This is a genomic window from Pseudomonas bharatica CSV86 (assembly GCF_000319305.2).
Classification (GTDB): Bacteria; Pseudomonadota; Gammaproteobacteria; order Pseudomonadales; family Pseudomonadaceae; genus Aquipseudomonas; species Aquipseudomonas bharatica.
The window spans coordinates 467,984-485,923 of record NZ_AMWJ02000004.1; the positions used below are offsets into that span (position 1 = coordinate 467,984).

General features: G+C 55.7%; 15 protein-coding genes and 1 pseudogene. 11 read left to right on the forward strand and 5 right to left on the reverse strand.

Features of this window, described 5'->3' with window-relative positions:
* Nucleotides 1-20: 20 nt before the first annotated feature.
* A complete protein-coding gene (gene trpE, locus CSV86_RS28620; RefSeq protein WP_009404270.1) occupies nucleotides 21-1,502 on the forward strand; it encodes an anthranilate synthase component I in 1,482 nt (493 codons plus the stop codon).
* A 99-nt stretch (nucleotides 1,503-1,601) separates the two neighbouring features.
* Here the strand turns inward: trpE and estP are convergent, their stop codons facing one another.
* Nucleotides 1,602-3,509, reverse strand: a complete 1,908-nt coding sequence (estP, locus tag CSV86_RS28625; protein WP_037061645.1) for an esterase EstP — start codon at nucleotides 3,507-3,509, stop codon at nucleotides 1,602-1,604.
* A 542-nt stretch (nucleotides 3,510-4,051) separates the two neighbouring features.
* Between estP and CSV86_RS28630 the strand changes: the two genes are divergently transcribed.
* Nucleotides 4,052-4,966, forward strand: a complete 915-nt coding sequence (locus CSV86_RS28630) for a tyrosine-type recombinase/integrase (RefSeq protein ID WP_240160625.1) — start codon at nucleotides 4,052-4,054, stop codon at nucleotides 4,964-4,966.
* Between the two features lie 42 nt (nucleotides 4,967-5,008).
* Here the strand turns inward: CSV86_RS28630 and CSV86_RS28635 are convergent, their stop codons facing one another.
* Both CSV86_RS28635 and CSV86_RS28640 read right to left on the reverse strand, forming a co-directional pair.
* Nucleotides 5,009-6,286, reverse strand: coding sequence for an ISL3 family transposase (locus CSV86_RS28635; protein WP_000610830.1), 1,278 nt, complete (start codon nucleotides 6,284-6,286; stop codon nucleotides 5,009-5,011).
* Nucleotides 6,287-6,298: 12 nt separating this feature from the next.
* Nucleotides 6,299-7,303, reverse strand: coding sequence for a permease (locus CSV86_RS28640; protein WP_040363373.1), 1,005 nt, complete (start codon nucleotides 7,301-7,303; stop codon nucleotides 6,299-6,301).
* Between the two features lie 141 nt (nucleotides 7,304-7,444).
* Between CSV86_RS28640 and CSV86_RS28645 the strand changes: the two genes are divergently transcribed.
* Both CSV86_RS28645 and CSV86_RS28650 read left to right on the forward strand, forming a co-directional pair.
* On the forward strand, nucleotides 7,445-7,759 hold the full coding sequence (locus CSV86_RS28645; RefSeq protein WP_000349485.1) for an ArsR/SmtB family transcription factor: 315 nt from the start codon (nucleotides 7,445-7,447) through the stop codon (nucleotides 7,757-7,759).
* Nucleotides 7,760-7,929: 170 nt separating this feature from the next.
* Complete coding sequence (locus tag CSV86_RS28650; protein WP_311985892.1) at nucleotides 7,930-8,244, forward strand: tyrosine-type recombinase/integrase; 315 nt, start codon at nucleotides 7,930-7,932, stop codon at nucleotides 8,242-8,244.
* Nucleotides 8,245-8,371: 127 nt separating this feature from the next.
* On the opposite strand, the gene cadR is transcribed toward CSV86_RS28650, so the two are convergent.
* Nucleotides 8,372-8,779, reverse strand: a complete 408-nt coding sequence (gene cadR / locus CSV86_RS28655) for a Cd(II)/Pb(II)-responsive transcriptional regulator (protein ID WP_009403731.1) — start codon at nucleotides 8,777-8,779, stop codon at nucleotides 8,372-8,374.
* 95 nt (nucleotides 8,780-8,874) lie between these two features.
* Here cadR and CSV86_RS28660 point away from each other — a divergent pair, with 95 nt between their 5' ends.
* Genes CSV86_RS28660 through CSV86_RS28670 form a run of 3 tightly spaced genes read left to right on the forward strand, consistent with a single transcriptional unit; the run spans nucleotide 8,875 to nucleotide 11,598 of the window.
* The gene (locus CSV86_RS28660) at nucleotides 8,875-9,771 is read left to right on the forward strand and encodes a cation efflux transmembrane domain-containing protein (RefSeq protein WP_004364974.1); all 897 of its coding nucleotides are present in this window, start codon (nucleotides 8,875-8,877) and stop codon (nucleotides 9,769-9,771) included.
* Nucleotides 9,772-9,774: 3 nt separating this feature from the next.
* The gene (gene lspA / locus CSV86_RS28665; RefSeq protein ID WP_003821921.1) at nucleotides 9,775-10,287 is read left to right on the forward strand and encodes a signal peptidase II; all 513 of its coding nucleotides are present in this window, start codon (nucleotides 9,775-9,777) and stop codon (nucleotides 10,285-10,287) included.
* 21 nt (nucleotides 10,288-10,308) lie between these two features.
* Nucleotides 10,309-11,598, forward strand: coding sequence for an ISL3-like element ISPpu12 family transposase (locus tag CSV86_RS28670; protein WP_004574636.1), 1,290 nt, complete (start codon nucleotides 10,309-10,311; stop codon nucleotides 11,596-11,598).
* 109 nt (nucleotides 11,599-11,707) lie between these two features.
* Here the strand turns inward: CSV86_RS28670 and CSV86_RS28675 are convergent, their stop codons facing one another.
* A complete protein-coding gene (locus tag CSV86_RS28675; RefSeq protein WP_009408455.1) occupies nucleotides 11,708-12,559 on the reverse strand; it encodes a hypothetical protein in 852 nt (283 codons plus the stop codon).
* Nucleotides 12,560-13,003: 444 nt separating this feature from the next.
* On the opposite strand from CSV86_RS28675, the gene CSV86_RS28680 reads away from it, so the two are divergent.
* The 4 genes and pseudogenes from CSV86_RS28680 (at nucleotide 13,004) to CSV86_RS28695 (ending at nucleotide 17,925) form a co-directional block, all read left to right on the forward strand.
* Entirely contained in the window at nucleotides 13,004-13,204 is a 201-nt protein-coding gene (locus tag CSV86_RS28680) for a helix-turn-helix transcriptional regulator (RefSeq protein WP_009408457.1), read from the forward strand.
* Nucleotides 13,205-13,507: 303 nt separating this feature from the next.
* Nucleotides 13,508-14,161, forward strand: coding sequence for an inovirus Gp2 family protein (locus CSV86_RS28685; RefSeq protein ID WP_023663491.1), 654 nt, complete (start codon nucleotides 13,508-13,510; stop codon nucleotides 14,159-14,161).
* A 488-nt stretch (nucleotides 14,162-14,649) separates the two neighbouring features.
* A pseudogene (locus CSV86_RS28690) lies at nucleotides 14,650-14,931 on the forward strand (group II intron reverse transcriptase/maturase); the annotation flags it as partial.
* A gap of 228 nt (nucleotides 14,932-15,159) precedes the next feature.
* Nucleotides 15,160-17,925 (forward strand): class I SAM-dependent DNA methyltransferase, encoded by a 2,766-nt coding sequence (locus CSV86_RS28695; RefSeq protein ID WP_009408476.1) that lies wholly within the window; start codon nucleotides 15,160-15,162, stop codon nucleotides 17,923-17,925.
* The last annotated feature ends 15 nt before the right edge of the window (nucleotides 17,926-17,940 follow it).

A 17,940-nucleotide genomic window follows, 5' to 3' on the forward strand; every position in this document is an offset into this window, starting at 1 on the left:
CCTACTGCCACGAGGCAATCATGACCCGCGAAGAATTCCTGCGCCTGGCCGCTGAAGGCTACAACCGCATCCCCCTGGCCTGTGAAACGCTGGCCGACTTCGACACGCCGCTGTCGATCTACCTGAAACTGGCCGACCAGCCCAACTCCTACCTGCTGGAGTCGGTTCAGGGCGGTGAGAAGTGGGGGCGCTACTCGATCATCGGCCTGCCAAGCCGAACCGTACTGCGGGTGCATGATCACCAGGTGCGCATCACCGTCGACGGTGTCGAGACCGAGCGCCACGATGTGGAAGACCCGCTGGCCTTCGTCGAAACCTTCAAGGAGCGTTACAAGGTTCCGACCATTGCCGGTCTGCCGCGCTTCAACGGTGGCCTGGTCGGCTACTTCGGCTACGACTGTGTGCGTTATGTCGAGAAGCGTCTGGGCAAATGCCCGAACCCGGACCCGCTGGGCGTGCCGGATATCCTGCTGATGGTGTCCGATGCAGTGGTGGTCTTCGACAACCTGGCCGGCAAGATGCACGCCATCGTCCTCGCTGACCCGGCGCAGGACAACGCCTACGAGCAGGGGCAGGCCCGTCTGCAGGATTTGCTGGAGCAACTGCGCCAGCCGATCACTCCGCGCCGCGGCCTCGACTTCAGCGGCCCGCAGGCCGCCGAGCCGGCGTTCCGCTCCAGCTTCACCCAGGCGGACTACGAACGCGCGGTAGACACCATCAAGGAGTACATCCTCGCCGGTGACTGCATGCAGGTGGTGCCGTCGCAACGCATGTCCATCGACTTCAAGGCGGCGCCGATCGACCTGTACCGCGCGCTGCGCTGTTTCAACCCCACGCCGTACATGTACTTCTTCAATTTCGGCGATTTCCACGTGGTGGGCAGTTCGCCGGAAGTGCTGGTGCGGGTCGAGGACAACCTGGTCACCGTGCGGCCGATCGCCGGTACCCGCCCGCGCGGCGCTACCGAGGAGGCCGACCGGGCGCTGGAAGAAGACCTGCTCTCGGACGATAAGGAGATCGCCGAGCACTTGATGCTGATCGACCTGGGACGTAACGATACCGGACGCGTGTCGGAAGTCGGCTCGGTGAAGCTGACCGAGAAAATGGTGATCGAGCGTTACTCCAACGTGATGCACATCGTTTCCAACGTCACCGGGCAGTTGAAGAGCGGCCTGACTGCCATGGACGCCCTGCGCGCGATCCTGCCGGCGGGTACCTTGTCGGGTGCGCCGAAGATCCGTGCGATGGAAATCATCGACGAACTGGAGCCGGTCAAGCGTGGTGTCTATGGTGGTGCGGTCGGCTACTTCGCCTGGAACGGCAACATGGATACGGCCATTGCCATTCGCACGGCAGTGATCAAGGACGGCGAGCTGCATGTGCAGGCCGGTGGCGGCATCGTCGCCGACTCGGTGCCGGCGCTGGAGTGGGAAGAAACCATCAACAAGCGCCGGGCGATGTTCCGCGCGGTGGCGCTGGCTGAGCAGCCTCCTCAGACATAAGTGTTGGCCCTCATCGCTGGCAAGCCAGCTCCCACAGTGTACCTGTGGGAGCTGGCTTGCCAGCGATGAGGCCATCAGTAACAACATGGCCTCTTGCGCTTAGAACTCCAGACTCAAGGCCAGATTGACCCCTTGCTGGGTCAACTCGTCACTCTTGCGCCAGTTGTAGCTTCCGCGCAGCGCCACTCCCGGCGCCACCGTCTGGCTCAGGCCCAGGCTCACCCGGTTCAGATTGCTTTGCGGCGTATACCCGGTCAGGGTGAAGTCATTCGCCGGCAGGCTGTTCAGGTGCGTGGTCAGGTCCTGCGTGTCATCCTCGAACTCATGCTCGTGGGCAACTTCGCCGAACAGCAGGGTCGCCGGCGCCACCCGGTACTTGCCCTGCAGCCCGGCACCCAGCCGCCGTGAATCACGTTTCTGGTCATCGAAGGTCAGCGCCGTGGCCCGCATGCCTTTCTCGCTATAGCCATCCACCTCGATTCGCGCGTAATCGGCGCTGACGAATGGCGACAGGCTCCAGTCGCTGCCCGGCGCCGCCAGATCGAAGCCGAGGCGGGCGGAGACGGCGAGTACATTGCCATCGGTATCGCCTTTCTCGCTGCGGTCATTGGGCCCGAGGGCGAAGGTGCGTTGCAGGTCGTCGTAGTCCAGGCGCCCGCCGGTCAGCGCGGCATCGGCCCACCAGCGGTCGTGGTTGAACTGGGCGAAGACGGTGGCGAGGTAGCTGTTCAGGCGATAGTCGGAGTCCCGTGCTCCCGCTTCCAGCTTCTGCCTATAGACGCCGCCGGCGATACCGATGCGCCAGTCCTGGTCGAGACGGTAGCTGCCGCCGACAGTGAGGTTGTAGCCGTGGCCGTCGGCGCTGGCCGAGCTGCGCTGGCTGTCGATATCCAGCTTTTGCCCGCCGGCAGCGACGATCGCCTGCCATTGTCCGACCGCCTGCCAGTCGGCTTGCCATTGGTTGCGCAGCTCATCCTGATGCGCGCGCAAGGTGCCGTGGGCCATTTCCGGCAGCAGCGTCAGTTCCCAAGGGGCGGACAGGATCGAATAGCCGTAGTCGGCGATCATCCGCTGGCCGGCGATGGTCGGGTGCACCGAGTCGTTGAACAGCAGCTTGCTGGCGTCCTGGTTGCTGCCGTTGGCGCCATATACCGGATTCTGCGTGCAGCCGTTGCCGCTGTAGCAGGTTTGCAGCAGGTTCTGGTCGCTGGCGAGGCCGAACAGGCTTGGCGAGGCGATGGCTTCCTGGAACAGCAGAGGGATGTTCAGCGGAATGATCTGGGCATCGATCCGTGCCAACTGGCTGACCAGGGCCTGGTTGAACAAGGCACTGAGCTGCGAACTGGCGCCTTGCAGCGGTGTGCCGTTCAGCGCCGGCGTCAAGCCGAGGTCGGGCAGCAGCCAGACCATGATGTAGCGCGCCCCCGCCTGTTGCAGCGCCTGCGCGCTTGCCGCCAGTTGGGTGGCCGATGTTGCGGCGGCGGCAGGCGAAGTCACCAACCCCTGGAGGAAGTCGTTGCCGCCGCCGGTGAGGTAATACAGCGCATTGGGATCGGCCAGGCGTCCGCCGGCCAGGTAGCCCGGGCGCTGGCGCAGCACCGTGCCTTCGCCAGGGTTGCCCGGGGGAATGACCACCAGGGATTCGCCGGTGATGGATTCGAAGATCTGGTCGGTTCGATAGCCGCCGGTCGCCCAGTTGTTGCCATCCGGGATGCCCAGGGCGGCGTTGACCGGTGAAGTGGAGGCATTCAGGTCGCCCGGGGCGATGCCCAGGTAGCCGCCGAGAAGCATCGACGACACCGGGGCGAAAGTGCCGTCCGGGTTGCGGTTGGTGTAGCGCTGGCTGGTGCCGGGCGCACCATCGGGGTCGGGGAACTGGCCGGCGTCGGCGAGGCTGTCGCCGAAGACGATCATCGTCGAGTAGGGTGAGGGAGTGGCCATGGCATTGGCACAGGCCAAGGCGAGCAAGCACGCGGCGGATTGACGCAGATAACGGCGTTTTCTCATCGCAAGAGTCCTTTTGTCGTTGTTTTTGGGCATTGCGCCCGAACACGGTAGCAAATCCCTGGCTTCGTGCCCCCTCGATATTGCGCGCATTGTTTCCGTAAGCTACTGTGCGGCAACGTATGAACGAGACCTACCCCGTGTTGATCGTCAGCAAACTCTTGATGCGCGTTATCAAGGCCCACGCCCGCTGGCGTTGGCGCGCCTGACTTTATCTCCTGCCGGTTTTCCGGCCCGTTACGTTTTGCCTTTCTGAAATGATTCCACACAGCTTCGCAACAGTTGGAAATGACTGGGGCGGGTGGCACTGCATGTCGGCAGTCGGGAAGGCGACCTTTCAAAGTCAGTATTCAAGAGGTTGAGCCCAGATGTTACTGATGATCGATAAGCGGCATCGGCTTCTTTTGGTGTCCGTTGGCGTCTACGCCTCCCTCCCAGTCCCTCTATTTTAAAGGCTTTCACGTTCGTTGGTGTCCATGGCGTCCGTTGGCATCTATGGATAATACGGGTATCGTTGCGGGTATCAATGTACGGATACCCGCACCATGCCTCTAACCGATGCCAAAATCCGCAACACTAAGGCTGGCGATAAACCCCTCAAGCTCACCGATGGTGGTGGGCTGTACTTGGAGGTTCGGCCGACCGGTACCAAGCTATGGCGTTTGCGCTATCGCATAGGCGGTAAGGAAAACGTTTTTGCTATCGGTGCTTATCCGCAGATCGGCTTGGCGGATGCGCGTGATGCGCGGGAAAAGGCCAAGCCTCTGATTCGTCAAGGCATCCATCCATCGCATAACCGGCAGGCTGAGCGACTGGCTAGCAGCGCTGCCAATGCGAACACATTCGAGGCAGTTGCCCGCGAGTGGATCAAGAAGAAAGCTCCCAGTTGGACTCCGTACTACTTGCGGCAGGTTGAGAGGTCCATGGCGGCCGACGTCTTCCCCTTCGTGGGGAGGCTGCCGATACGCAATGTATCTGCCGCGCATCTGTTGGACATTCTCGGTCGGATTGAAGCCCGAGGCGCTGCAACGGTGGCTCTGCTCGTAAGGCAGTGGTCGTCGGCAATCTTTCGGTACGCCGTCGCGACATTGCGCGCCGACGCCGATCCGGCGGCAGCCCTGAAAGGCGCTATCCACCGGCCCAGGGTGCAGCATCACAAGCCGCTCAGTCGTGAGCAGGTAGTTGAGTTCTTCAGAGCATTGGAACAATACGGCGGCTACAGGACTACGGTGATCGCACTGCGTCTGATGCTGTTCACATTTGTTCGCACCGTAGAGCTCCGCAAGGCGGAGTGGAGTGAATTCGATCTGGATCGGGCAGAGTGGCGTATTCCTGCAGAGCGCATGAAGATGCGAGAGCCGCACATCGTTCCGTTATCCAGGCAGGCCGTGGATCTGTTGCGTGAACTGCATGCCCATACTGGTGGTCGTCGGCTGCTTTTTCCGGGTATACGGATTTAATGGTTGATGGGGCACCTTTACCCCACCAACCTGATACCATTATCAGATGGTTGATAGATCGACTCCGTAGTTGAGTTCCTCTGCGAAGTCCGGCAGTCCGTAACCGATGGTTTTCTTGTAGAAAGGAGAGACCTTCGCAGTCGGTGCCTTCTTCTTGTGCTTCGTGGTGTAGAGCATTCGTGCCCGCATCACCTCGAAGGAGTAACCGCGCCCTTCACGGTTCTTGTCCTTGGCCAGTCGGTTGATGGACTCCGTGTAAGCGTTGGTGACGGGCATGTCCGTCTCGAAGTAGGTCATGGTCTCTTCGCGCCAGTTTCCCACTGCCCTGACCAGATCGCTCCAGACTTCCTTTTGGCCCTTCGGGATGGTGGCTATCCACTCGTCCAGGGCGGCTTCTGCCTGGAGCCGTGTGGTGGCGTCCCAGATGCCGTAGAAGCGCTCCTTGTGCTCGTAGGCGGCCAGCAGTTGCGGGAACGCGCCTGTCCAGGTCTCCATGATGAGGCGCTCCCGGTCTGAGACTTCGTGAGCGCGTTTCAGCAGGATTTTCCGGTCTCCCTTGAGAGTCCGGCTCTGGGACGGTTTCAGCTCCTTTCTGAGGCCCTTGCGCACTCTCTCTAGGGCATCGTTGGCCATGCGCACCACATGGAACTTATCGACCACGATACGGGCCTGGGGCAGCACAGCCTTGACCGCTGCCCGGTAGGGGTTCCACATGTCCATGCTGACGATCTCGACCTTCTGCCGGTCTTTCAGCTTCATCAGGTAGTTGGTCACCACGTCCTGGCGGCGGGTGGCCAGCAGGTCGAGCAGGGTTCGCTCCTCAATGTTGGTCAGAATGCAGCGGTAGCGCTTGTTCAGGTATAGCTCGTCAATGCCCAGGATGCGGGGCGTCTCGAAGCGGTGCCAGCGCCCCAGGAACTCGGCGCGGGCGTTGAAGATGTCGCGCACCGTCTTCTCGTCCAGGCCGGTCTGTGCCGCCACAAAGGTGTAGGGGTGGTTGAAGGATTCCTTCTCCACGTACTCATGCAGCCGCAGTGTCATACGGAATCCGTCCACCATCTCCGGTAGCTGGGGCCTGAATGTTGTCTTGCAGGCCCGGCAGGTGTATCGGCGGCGGACCACCCAGAGAGTGACCCGCTTGCCGTGGATGGGCAGATCACGATAGGGAACGTCACGCTTGCCGAACCGCACGAACTCACCCTGCACGCCGCACCCCTCGCAGGCTACTGGTGTAGGTGCTTCAAGCCGAAAATGTATGTCTTCATTCTGCTCATCAGAATCCACCAACTGGTACCCAGGAAGGCTTAACGAATTAATCATCTCCCGCCTTGATCAGAAAAACAGGTAGGTGGCGTAACCGGCAATCATCGCCATAGCAAAAATGACTGCTAAAAACGCCGCTAAAAGCTTCAGCGTGAACAAAGAGCGCAACAGAATGAGCTCAGTCAGGCTGGCTCCGGCACTGCCGATGATCAACGCTAGCACCGTCCCGGCACCCACGCCTTTGGCCATCAGAGCCGCTGCCAGAGGTATGACGGCTTCAGCGCGAATATACAACGGCACGCCGATGACAGCGGCAACTGGAATGGCAAAGGGATTATCTGGGCCTGCATACTGCTCCAATAAGTCAGTGGGCATGAAACCATAGATCACGCTGCCAATCGCAATACCGATGAGCAGGTAAGGCAACACATCGATAAAGTCCGACCAAGCTTCCCGCCACACACCACTGTACTTCCCTTCTTTCTTAACCGTGACAGTGGGTTGACTGTCACAGCATTCGCTAGACGTAGAGACTGTTGTCTTCCTATCAGCCCCGCAAGAAGCCGTCTTCGGAGTGGTGTCGCAGCTGTTGGTGCCGCAACTCGATGCGGTCGATGTAGCACTGCACGGGCTTGCTGATGAACTACATCCACTGCTCTCTTGTGTCGCCGTCCGGCGCACATAACGCTCGAAGCCAAGCGTGTGAAGCAGCCATCCGGCACCTACCGCGACCACCAAAGCGGCGAGCACATAGATAGCAGTAAGTGTCCATCCAAACGTGGCAACCAGCAGGCCGACGACGATAGGATTCAGCAACGGAGATGAGAAAAGAAACACCATCATCGGCCCAAAACCGGCCCGTGCCCGAATCAACCCTTTCAACATGGGGATAGTCGAGCAACTACAGAAGGGCGTTATAGCTCCTAAACCAGCAGCAAGAAAATAGCCTCGCTTCCCACTGGAAGTCAGTAACGCTTCCACCTTGGATGGTGGGATGTGACGTTGAAGAACTCCGACCAGCAAGCTAATGCCAATGAATAAAACCGATAGCTCGATAGCGAGAAAGGCGAACATGCCTAGAGCGTCTTGGAGTTGAGATGACATTCAATATTACTCCTATATTTCTAGTATTGTCGAAATGATGTACGCAGCCTACTTGCGTTTATCCGACCTGTCAACTATAATTCTAGAAACATCGAATTATTGGGGCGTGCTATGGATCACGAAAAGGTTGCAGCCAGCTTAGCTGAGCTAGGGAATAGTCACCGACTGTCCGTGTTCCGCTTTCTGGTCAAAGCTGGCCATGATGGGGCTTCGGTCGGAGATATCCAGAAGGGGCTGGGTATTCCTGCTTCGACGCTATCACATCACCTTGCGCGCATGGCCAAGGTAGGGCTGATCCGGCAGGAGAAACATAGCCGCACGATTGTCTGTATACCCGAGTATGGGCACCTAGAGAATTTGATCGGTTTCTTACAAGAGGAATGTTGTGCAGGTGTCCGGATTGCGCATGAACCAGAACCGCTTTGACGCTTGCCCAGCTCTCGCTGTCCTCCCTAGTCAGCATCGCTATGAAGACTCAGGCGAAGGTGGAAACAGAAAATTGGCAGTAGAGTAGGCTGAAGAGGATCAATCAGATAATCCGCTGAGAAAGATTTTCTTCTTTACATCTTTGGCATTTTATCAACCAGAAATTCCGGATACCCCTTTTTCCAAACTATCGAAAACCGAACGAATGTATGACAGCAACGACATTGAATCGAGCGCTTGAGCGCATGGGGTTCAATGGTAAAGACAGTATCGGTTTTTCGGCTCATGGATTTCGCGCAACAGCTTCGACAATGCTGAACGAAATGGGCTACCGCTCAGATGTTATCGAGCGTCAGTTGGCGCATGCCGAGAGAAACAAAGTGCGCGCAAGCTACAACCAAGCGGAATATCTGGAAGAGCGGCGCCAGATGATGCAGGCTTGGGCTGATGATATTGACGCAAATATTGCCAAGACTCTTCCTTGATTTCTGATTTCTGGATGCGATCTAATTGGGTTTTTATTTTGGGTAAGCGGATTAAATGGTTGATCTTACCTTTGCATGAGAGTGAGACAGACCGGCATCTCATCGGATTATCTGGTTGATGCTTCACCTACTGCTGGTGCATGTTTCCTTCGCTAATTCCAGCAAGAACCCCACACGCCTCAACTTCCCGGTCATCGTTGCAACTCGCTCTCAGTGAAACGAGTTGTTTCTCAAGCGCTTGCAGAGCGGTTATCTGCGACCGCACATGAGAGATGTGATCATCGAGCAAGGCGTTGACGGCGGTACAAGGCTGATGAGGGTCGTCCTCATAGCTCTGTAGTTCGTGAATCTCAGCCAGTGACAGGCCCAGGATTCTGCAGCGACGGATGAAGGCCAGCCCCTCACCATGCTTCTCGGTATAGACACGGTAACCGTTGTCCTGCCGATCAGGCGGCGGCAACAAGCCCTGCTGTTCATAGAAGCGGATCGTCTGTGTTTCGACCCCTACCAACTGCGCCAACTGACCAATGCGCATCAGCCTCCTCCCCAACGGATTCTTTACTCTATTGACCTTATAGTAGCTTTATAGTTTTAAATGGTACCACAACATTGTTCAAGTGGAGTCGTATCATGAGCAAATCCTGTGGTGGCGCCTGTGGCGGTGATGCAACGTCCGCAGCGGATACCGATATACAGGCCTCCTCCGAGGCGCCAGGGAGATGGGTCAGTGTTTATGCCGTGCCGAAGATGGACTGTCCATCAGAAGAACGAATGATTCGCCTAGCCCTGAACGGCTTTGAGGAGATTCGGGCGCTGTCCTTCGACTTGTCGAACCGCCGGCTGAAGGTCGTGCATGACGGCGAGGTCGAGCCCGTCACCTCGAAACTGAAGACCTTGGGGCTAGGCGCCTCGCTTCAGGAAACCGTCGCTGCAAATCCGGAGACCATCAAGGCCGCCGAGTTTTCGGCAGCTTCTGCTAAGCAAGAATCCGGGACCCTGCGCTGGTTGCTCGGCATCAATGCACTTCTGTTCGTGGTGGAAATGACTGCCGGTCTGATCGCCCGGTCCACCGGCCTGATTGGAGAATCCCTGGACAATTTTGCCGATGCGGCGGTGTACGGGCTTGCCCTTTATGCGGTTGGACATAGCGTGAAAATGCAGGTACGTGCCGCGCATCTTGCTGGTGTACTGCAACTGATCTTGGCTGTGGGCGTGCTCGTAGAGGTGGTGAGACGCTTTGTATTCGGTAGTGAGCCTGAATCGCTGGTGATGATGGCTATCGCATTCGTCGCATTGATTGCCAATACCAGTTGTCTGCTGCTCATATCCAAACATCGGGAAGGCGGGGCGCACATGAAGGCAAGCTGGATATTCTCGGCCAACGACGTGGTGATCAACCTGGGGGTCATCACCGCCGGCGCCCTGGTCGCGTGGACCGGTTCCAATTATCCGGATCTGATTATCGGCACCATCGCGGGGGGCATTGTACTTAACGGTGCCAGACGCATTTTGGCGTTGAAGGGTTAAATAATGCTCATTATTGGCAAAAAGCTCTCGCCGTATGCCCTATTGTCCATATCGGGCCTGCTGGCAGCGTCTGATCAGGCTGTAAAGTGGCTGGTGCAGCAATCAATGGCCTATGGCGAGTATGTTTCGGTGACCCCGTTCTTTAACTGGGTGCACCTATGGAACACCGGTGCCGCATTCAGTCTTTTTGCGAATGGTGGAGGCTGGCAGCGCTACTTTTTTATCGGAATCGCGGTAGTGGTCTCGATTTTTCTGATCAAGCTGATCCTTGAAAATCGTCATAAAGGAGAAGCCATCGCTTACAGTCTTATCCTCGGTGGCGCCATGGGCAACCTGATTGACCGGGTCTTTCGCGGCTATGTTGTGGATTCCTTTGATTTCTATTGGCGAGACTGGCATTGGCCGGCCTTCAACCTGGCTGATATTGCAATTGTCCTCGGTGCCTTACTTTTCGTTTCCAGCAGCTTGTTGGGTAAAAAAGCAAACACCAATGCCGAGTCGGATGGATCTGACTGACACCTACGCCTATACAACACCATGACCGAACTTCCCGACAACATCCTTCACCTGCCGCAATACCAAGTACTGGGCTGCAAATCAACCGACGACGAAATGCACTTCCAGGTGGACGTGCCCGATCCCATCGCCTGCGAGGAATGCGGCGTGCAGGGTGAGTTCGTACGGTTCGGCAAGCGTGACGTTCCCTATCGTGATCTGCCCATCCACGGCAAGCGGGTCACTCTCTGGGTGGTCCGCCGCCGATACACCTGCCGGGCCTGCAAGACAACATTCAGGCCCCAGCTACCGGAGATGGTGGACGGATTCCGTATGACACTGCGGCTGCATGAGTACGTGGAGAAGGAATCCTTCAACCACCCCTACACCTTTGTGGCGGCACAGACCGGCCTGGACGAGAAGACGGTGCGCGACATCTTCAACGCCCGCGCCGAGTTCCTGGGGCGCTGGCACCGCTTCGAGACGCCCCGCATCCTGGGCATTGACGAGCTATACCTGAACAAGCGCTACCGCTGCATTCTGACCAACATTGAGGAGCGAACCCTGCTCGACCTGCTGGCCACCCGCCGCCAGGACGTGGTGACCAACTACCTGATGAAGCTGAAAGACCGGCAGAAGGTCGAGATCGTCAGCATGGACATGTGGAACCCCTACCGGGCAGCGGTCAAGGCTGTGCTGCCCCAGGCCCGTATCGTGGTCGATAAGTTCCATGTGGTGCGCATGGCCAACGATGCCCTAGAGAGAGTGCGCAAGGGCCTCAGAAAGGAGCTGAAACCGTCCCAGAGCCGGACTCTCAAGGGAGACCGGAAAATCCTGCTGAAACGCGCTCACGAAGTCTCAGACCGGGAGCGCCTCATCATGGAGACCTGGACAGGCGCGTTCCCGCAACTGCTGGCCGCCTACGAGCACAAGGAGCGCTTCTACGGCATCTGGGACGCCACCACACGGCTCCAGGCAGAAGCCGCCCTGGACGAGTGGATAGCCACCATCCCGAAGGGCCAAAAGGAAGTCTGGAGCGATCTGGTCAGGGCAGTGGGAAACTGGCGCGAAGAGACCATGACCTACTTCGAGACGGACATGCCCGTCACCAACGCTTACACGGAGTCCATCAACCGACTGGCCAAGGACAAGAACCGTGAAGGGCGCGGTTACTCCTTCGAGGTGATGCGGGCACGAATGCTCTACACCACGAAGCACAAGAAGAAGGCACCGACTGCGAAGGTCTCTCCTTTCTACAAGAAAACCATCGGTTACGGACTGCCGGACTTCGCAGAGGAACTCAACTACGGAGTCGATCTATCAACCATCTGAGGGTGGTATCAGATTGATGGGGTGAAGGTGCCCCATCAACCATTAAATCCGTATACCCTTTATTTTCTTATGGCTGATCACCTGCTTGGTTCGATTGAGTTGAGATGGGCTAAGTTATTCCTTTTGTGATGCTTTTCTTTTCTTGAATGTAAGTTCCTTTTTCTTCTTCCATCTGGAGCAGTATCTCCAGCACTTCGGTTCTTTTTAAGTCGTGTTTGTCGGCTAACTTATCAAGGCGATTAATTGCTTTGTCGGATAGGATGAAGTTGTACTGCTTCTTGCCTGTTAATTTGGCTCTGTATTTGTTTTGGCTCCACCGTTTTTTGATGGAGTCCATTAGCAATATTTTTTCGTGTTTGGAAATGAATTGAGAGTCGAGTAGAGTTATAAAGTCATCTTTTTCCTTTGGAATGCTTTGCTGGAATGTCAGCATGGGGTGCTTGCTTTTTGTTATTTCCCAGGCTGTTTCTAGTTTTTGTGTGGCGTCGGCGCCATCTAGCCATTTGAATATGTGATCTGAGCTTGAATGTTGCTCCCATTCAAACTTTATCTGATTTACCAGCCATAGTTTTTTGCTTATTTCAACTGTCCATATGTCAATTGTTGTAATGGTTAGTGGTCTGCCTGACAGGGTGGTTGTTCCAATTATTGGATAGTTCCCGTTTTTCTCAATTAATTTTCTGGCTACGAATAAGTTCTGTCTCTTGTTATTTGTTATCCACTCTAGATCTTTCTCGGGCAGCAGGGACATGGCGCTTTGTGCCTCAACAAATTCTGCGCCTGTTGGGGTGTTTTGGATGAGGTCTGCTATGCGGTCTCGCATGCCGGGGCTGCCGAGTTCACCCAGGTTGGCATGTGGGGCTTGTCCTTTTAGAAAGTGCCATAGCCAGTTGCCTAGTCTGCTATCGACATTGAGTCCGTTGAGCGTCTTCTGAAGCCTGTCATTGATTGCATTGGTCATGGGATGGTTCTTTCTGAAAGGATAATCTCTAGTAGAAAAATAGTGGTTTTTGTGAGGGATTCATGCCGTCTTCATGAGGTTTTCTACTTGTTCTCTAGTGTATTTTTAAAGCTTCATCTCAGTGTACATCAGGATCTACAGGGGGGATCTAGCCCTGAATGGCTTTTCGCACCGAAAAAAGCATCAGATTGTCGGGGGCTAAGAGACTGACTCCAGGCAGCGCGTGACGGCAGGCTGCGCAGCGAGCTTGTCCAGTCAGTCGTTAGACGGGCGCAGTCTGCTGGAGCTTTTGTTTCTGGGTGCGGCGGAGAAAGACGAGGGCGGAGGAATGTTGGGGCGGTTCAGGGGTTGTGAAATGGGGTGTCTGTTATCCGGGTCGATACCTGGCGGCATGTAAATAAATACGGGGAAGCCAGATCTGATGAGTCAAATTAGGAGCTCATCATGAAAGTAATTCGATTGCAGCAGGTAATGGAGATGACCGGTCTCGGGCGCTCCACTATTTACAAGTATGTTTCTGAAAGCTGGTTTCCGAAGCCAATTCCCTTGGGCGGGAGGAGTGTGGGTTGGCTGGAGAGTGAGGTAGCTGAGTGGATTCTGGAAAGAGTGTCAGAACGAGACTTGCAAGAAGTCGCTATGGCGTGAAGGCAAGGCTGGTTTAAGGGTATTTGGCTATCACCATGACCGGGCGTGCCCGGTCATGGTGATATTTTCCCGGAGTGAGATTTTTGTGGCTTATTGCGGTGTATGCCATGACGTGTGTGTTGTTTGTTCTGTATTTTGGTGTTTCGGTTCTCGGTATTGGTAGTATGCTTTAACTTGTCTTGTTCTGGTGTGACTGTGTGTATGGCAAGCACTTACAGTGCTTGTTGATAATTTGTGTATTGGTGTCTGTTAAAAATTACTCGCTGTTAGAAGGTTATGTAATCAACAGCGAGGTATCTAGCAATGCAGCGTCATCATGCAAATCACAATCTGAAGATTCATCATGGGGCAGACTACTGTGGTCTGCCTATTCAGGGTGATAAGGGTCCGTTTGTTCAGCAGTATCTGGAAAGGCTGCATAACACGATTGAAAATGCGCTTCAGCAATATTCGAGGGTCTTTGCTTTTAGGGTTGATTTGAGGTTTCCTGCTGGAATAGATCTGCCGGAAGTCTATTCGAATCACGTAGTAGAGCGCTTTGTCGAGTCCCTCAAGGCGAAGATCCGTCATAATCGGTATATGGCACGCCAAGAGAACAGGTATGCGCATGGCAGCAATGTACGATTTGTATGGGCACGGGAAGTAGGGCTGTATGGCAGGCCCCACTATCACATGGCTATTTTGCTGAACTTCGAAGCCTTCAATTCTCTGGGCAAATTCGAGCCAGGGAGAGACAACATGTTCAACCGACTTACTCAGGCTTGGGCAAGTGCTTTGGGGCTACCAGTGGAAGGCGTTAGGGGGCTGGTAGAGATACCTGCCAACCCAACCTATTGCCTGCTTCGTAACGATCCACAGAGCCAGGCTGACTTTTTCTACAGAGCCAGCTACCTCTGTAAGGTCGCTACTAAGGTCTATGGGAATGGCCAGCATGGTTTCGGTGCAAGCAGGCTCTGATAGCCGCTGCCTTGCATGTCTAGTTTGGGCGCATTGAGTCAGGCCTCAATGCGCTTCATTGGGTGCGCCAGGCATGGCGCGTTGCGCGTCAGCGCAACCCGCTTGGTTGTGGTGACCAGGCGGGTGACTTGGAGGTGGAAGTCCTCTACACACCCGGCAAGGGAAGTGTTAGCCAGAGGCAAGGGTGTCGCGGGTGACTGCGAATCTGAAGGAAGCCCGAGGCAAAATGCTGGCCTGACGAACAGGAAGCGGATAGAGGCGGCACAGCGGGGTAAGGCGGCCCAAATCGTCGAAGCCCAATACTTGCACGGAACGCTGTGACGTAAATCCGACAGGCATAAGCAGGAAGGTCACGCGAATTACCCTGGGAGATCTGCACACCTGCCTTTGTGCTACCGAGCGTCGAGAGGCGACGGGATGGGCGTGCAGAAGTCAGCCGAGGCCGTAGTAAGTGGCGGTTAACCACGCTACCAAGGGCCGAACAGGTTATGCCGCCAGTAGGCGTCACTGTCTCGTTGGTAGCCGTAATGCAGAAATTTCCCACAGCGGAAACTATCATCCTGAGTCCCGGCCAGAAGCCGAGGATGATGCCTGACAGTGCAAAGGTATCGATGGCGTCAGTGGCGTGGACGAGCGCGGAGTCGGGCACGCTGATGGAGCGGGTGCTTGCACCGGCCAACCTCAGGCGTGCGTATCAACGCGTAGTCAGCAACAAGGGGGCGCCGGGTGCCGATGGCATGACGGTGGCCGACTTGGCGGGCCACGTGAAACTTTGCCTTGGTTATCCAATAATCAGCGACTGAAAAGCGGGCTTTTCGGCATCCCTAAGCCGCCCATTTCCGACTGATGAGCAACTTGTTCGGAGTTTCCTTAGGGGCGCCGGCTTGGATCTTTTTCACATGCCAATGCTCGTTCCTTTATCATCCATGCACTTTGCATGGATGGTGGGCCTAGAGGCCCCTTTGCCGCCTTGGCAGCAGTGATCGGAACAGCCCTATATGAACGCCGTAGAAATCGAACAAGCCATCACCGACCTGGCCAGTCAGCCGTTTGACCGGGTCGAGTTCCCTTATGCCTTCCTGCAGGCTTTCGGTAATAAGGAAACCACCCTCAAGCGCCTGCGTTCGGGCGCAACCAATAAGTCTGATCTGGGCGGTGTGCTGCAAACCAGCAATATCCATCTGGCGGTGTGTGAGCCGGGCAAGGTCACCGAAACCCTGGCGGCGCTCAAGGCCAGCCCTGCCACGGCCCGTGCCAAGGCTAAGTACGTGCTCGCTACCGATGGCGAGACGCTGGAAGCCGCGGAGCTGGAAAGCGGCGAGACGGTAGCCTGCGACTACCCGCAGTTCCCTGACCACTTCGGATTTTTCCTGCCGCTGGCAGGCATTTCCACGGTCAAGCAGATCCGCGAGAACTCCTTTGACATCCGTGCGACCAGTCGGCTGAACCGGCTTTATGTGGAGCTGCTCAAGGACAACCCTGCTTGGGGCACCGCTGAGCGTCGCCATGAGATGAACCATTTCATGGCGCGGCTGATCTTCTGCTTCTTCGCTGAAGACACCGACATTTTCAACGGCACCGGCCTGTTCACGAATACCCTCACGCAGATGAGTGACCGCGATTCCAGCAATCTGCATGAGGTTATGGGCGAGATCTTCCGCGCCATGAACACACCGATTGCGCAGCGCGCTTCGGCCAATCTGCCGCGCTGGGCGGATGCTTTTCCCTACGTTAACGGTGGCCTGTTCTCTGGTGAGCCAGACGTGCCGCGCTTTTCCAAGATCGCCCGCAGTTATCTGCTGCATATTGGCGCGCTGGATTGGAAGCAGATCAATCCAGATATCTTCGGCTCCATGATCCAGGCCGTGGCCGACGACGAAGAGCGCGGCGCCTTGGGCATGCACTACACCAGCGTGCCCAATATCCTCAAGGTGCTAAACCCGCTGTTTCTCGATGAACTGCGTGCCAAGCTGGAGGAGGCAGGCGATAACCCTCGCATGTTGCTCAATCTACGCAAGCGCCTGGCACGCATTCGTGTTTTCGATCCTGCCTGCGGCTCGGGCAACTTCTTGGTCATTGCCTACAAGCAACTGCGTGAGATTGAAAACACCCTCAATGAGCGCCGTGGGGAGCCTGGACGCAAAAGCGATATTCCTCTGACAAATTTTCGCGGTATCGAGCTGAGGGACTTTTCTGCCGAAATCGCACGCTTGGCTCTGATCATTGCCGAGTATCAGTGCGATGTGCTCTATCGTGGTCAGAAGGAGGCTCTTCTGGAGTTTCTGCCACTGAGCAACCAGAACTGGATTACCTGTGGAAATGCACTCCGTCTCGACTGGCTTGGCGTTTGTCCGCCGACTGGAACTGGTGTGAAGTTAGTCGGTGATGACCTATTCCAAACACCTCTTGATCAACCTGAGATCGACTTCGAGAACGAGGGGGGAGAGACCTACATTTGCGGGAACCCTCCGTATCTTGGCAGCAAGCGACAAGAAATAGAGCATAAAAAAGATTTAGCACTTGTTTTTGAGATGAGGACTAAGGACTGGAAGCCGCTTGACTATGTTGCGGGCTGGTTTATGAAAGCGGCAGAGTATGCAAAGGCAACCGAATGCTGTTCAGCGTTTGTGGCAACAAATTCAATATGCCAAGGGCAGCAAGTTGCAATCCTGTGGCCGCTCATATTTGGCTCGGGGTCGGAGATAAATTTCGCGCACACTTCATTCAAGTGGAATAATCTGGCGAATAATAATGCTGGCGTGACAGTGGTAATCGTTGGGATAGGTCGCTTAGGCCTAAAAAGAACAAAATATCTCTACAGCGACACAGGTGAGGGGGCGTCCGTAGCCCGTAGAGTAGATAATATAAATCCATATCTGGTGCCAGGTGATGTCACCATAATTGAAGCTCGAAGAACACAAATATGTGGCCTTCCGGATTTCGACCGAGGAAACTCTCCTACAGATGGCGGCAATCTACTACTAGAGCCTCAGGAGCTAGAAGCATTGCAGCTCACGCCAGAGCAGCGAGATCGCTTTGTTCGTCCTTTTGTGGGCTCAATGGAGTTAATTCGTGGCCTGTCTAGATTCTGCCTTTGGATTGATGACGCCGAAGAATCTGAAGCAAAAGCTGTTCGCTCAATTGCAGAACGTATTGAGAGGGTCGCCGAGTTTAGGCGTAGTAGTAGCAAAAAATCCACTGTGGCGGCTGCGGCCTGGGCACATAGATTTGATGAAAGAAAGCCACTGCCAACTAGTCCGATAATTTGTGTGCCAGTAACCAGCTCGGAGAATAGAGAGTACCTGCCAGTTGGGCTGCTTAAAGAGGGGACTGCAATATCAAATTCTTCTTTTGGAATGGTTTCAAATAGCATTTGGGTGTTGTCTATTATTGCTTCGCGCATGGCGTTAGTCTGGGTGGCAACTGTTTGCTCAAGAATGAGGACGGATTATCGTTTCACGAACACGCTGGCTTGGAATACTTTTCCTGTTCCGACTCTAACCGAGAAAAACAAGGCTGACCTCACTCGCAGCGCCGAAGACATCCTTCTGGCCCGCGAAGCTCATTTTCCAGCCACCATTGCTGATCTCTACGACCCAGAGACCATGCCGGACAATCTGCGTGCAGCCCATGAGCGCAACGACGAAGTGTTGGAGCGCATCTATATCGGTCGCCGCTTCAAGAATGATACCGAGCGTCTGGAAAAACTGTTCGAGCTGTATACCGAAATGACGGCTAACCAGAAGCCGCGGAAGGCCAAGTGATGTATGACCTTATCC

Coding starts and splice junctions, on each gene's coding strand:
- trpE (WP_009404270.1), top strand. CDS start 21: ATGACCCGCGAAGAATTCCTGCGCCTGGCCGCTGAAGGCTACAACCGC.
- estP (WP_037061645.1), bottom strand. CDS start 3,509: ATGAGAAAACGCCGTTATCTGCGTCAATCCGCCGCGTGCTTGCTCGCC.
- CSV86_RS28630 (WP_240160625.1), top strand. CDS start 4,052: ATGCCTCTAACCGATGCCAAAATCCGCAACACTAAGGCTGGCGATAAA.
- CSV86_RS28635 (WP_000610830.1), bottom strand. CDS start 6,286: ATGATTAATTCGTTAAGCCTTCCTGGGTACCAGTTGGTGGATTCTGAT.
- CSV86_RS28640 (WP_040363373.1), bottom strand. CDS start 7,303: ATGTTCGCCTTTCTCGCTATCGAGCTATCGGTTTTATTCATTGGCATT.
- CSV86_RS28645 (WP_000349485.1), top strand. CDS start 7,445: ATGGATCACGAAAAGGTTGCAGCCAGCTTAGCTGAGCTAGGGAATAGT.
- cadR (WP_009403731.1), bottom strand. CDS start 8,779: ATGCGCATTGGTCAGTTGGCGCAGTTGGTAGGGGTCGAAACACAGACG.
- CSV86_RS28660 (WP_004364974.1), top strand. CDS start 8,875: ATGAGCAAATCCTGTGGTGGCGCCTGTGGCGGTGATGCAACGTCCGCA.
- lspA (WP_003821921.1), top strand. CDS start 9,775: ATGCTCATTATTGGCAAAAAGCTCTCGCCGTATGCCCTATTGTCCATA.
- CSV86_RS28670 (WP_004574636.1), top strand. CDS start 10,309: ATGACCGAACTTCCCGACAACATCCTTCACCTGCCGCAATACCAAGTA.
- CSV86_RS28675 (WP_009408455.1), bottom strand. CDS start 12,559: ATGACCAATGCAATCAATGACAGGCTTCAGAAGACGCTCAACGGACTC.
- CSV86_RS28680 (WP_009408457.1), top strand. CDS start 13,004: ATGAAAGTAATTCGATTGCAGCAGGTAATGGAGATGACCGGTCTCGGG.
- CSV86_RS28685 (WP_023663491.1), top strand. CDS start 13,508: ATGCAGCGTCATCATGCAAATCACAATCTGAAGATTCATCATGGGGCA.
- CSV86_RS28695 (WP_009408476.1), top strand. CDS start 15,160: ATGAACGCCGTAGAAATCGAACAAGCCATCACCGACCTGGCCAGTCAG.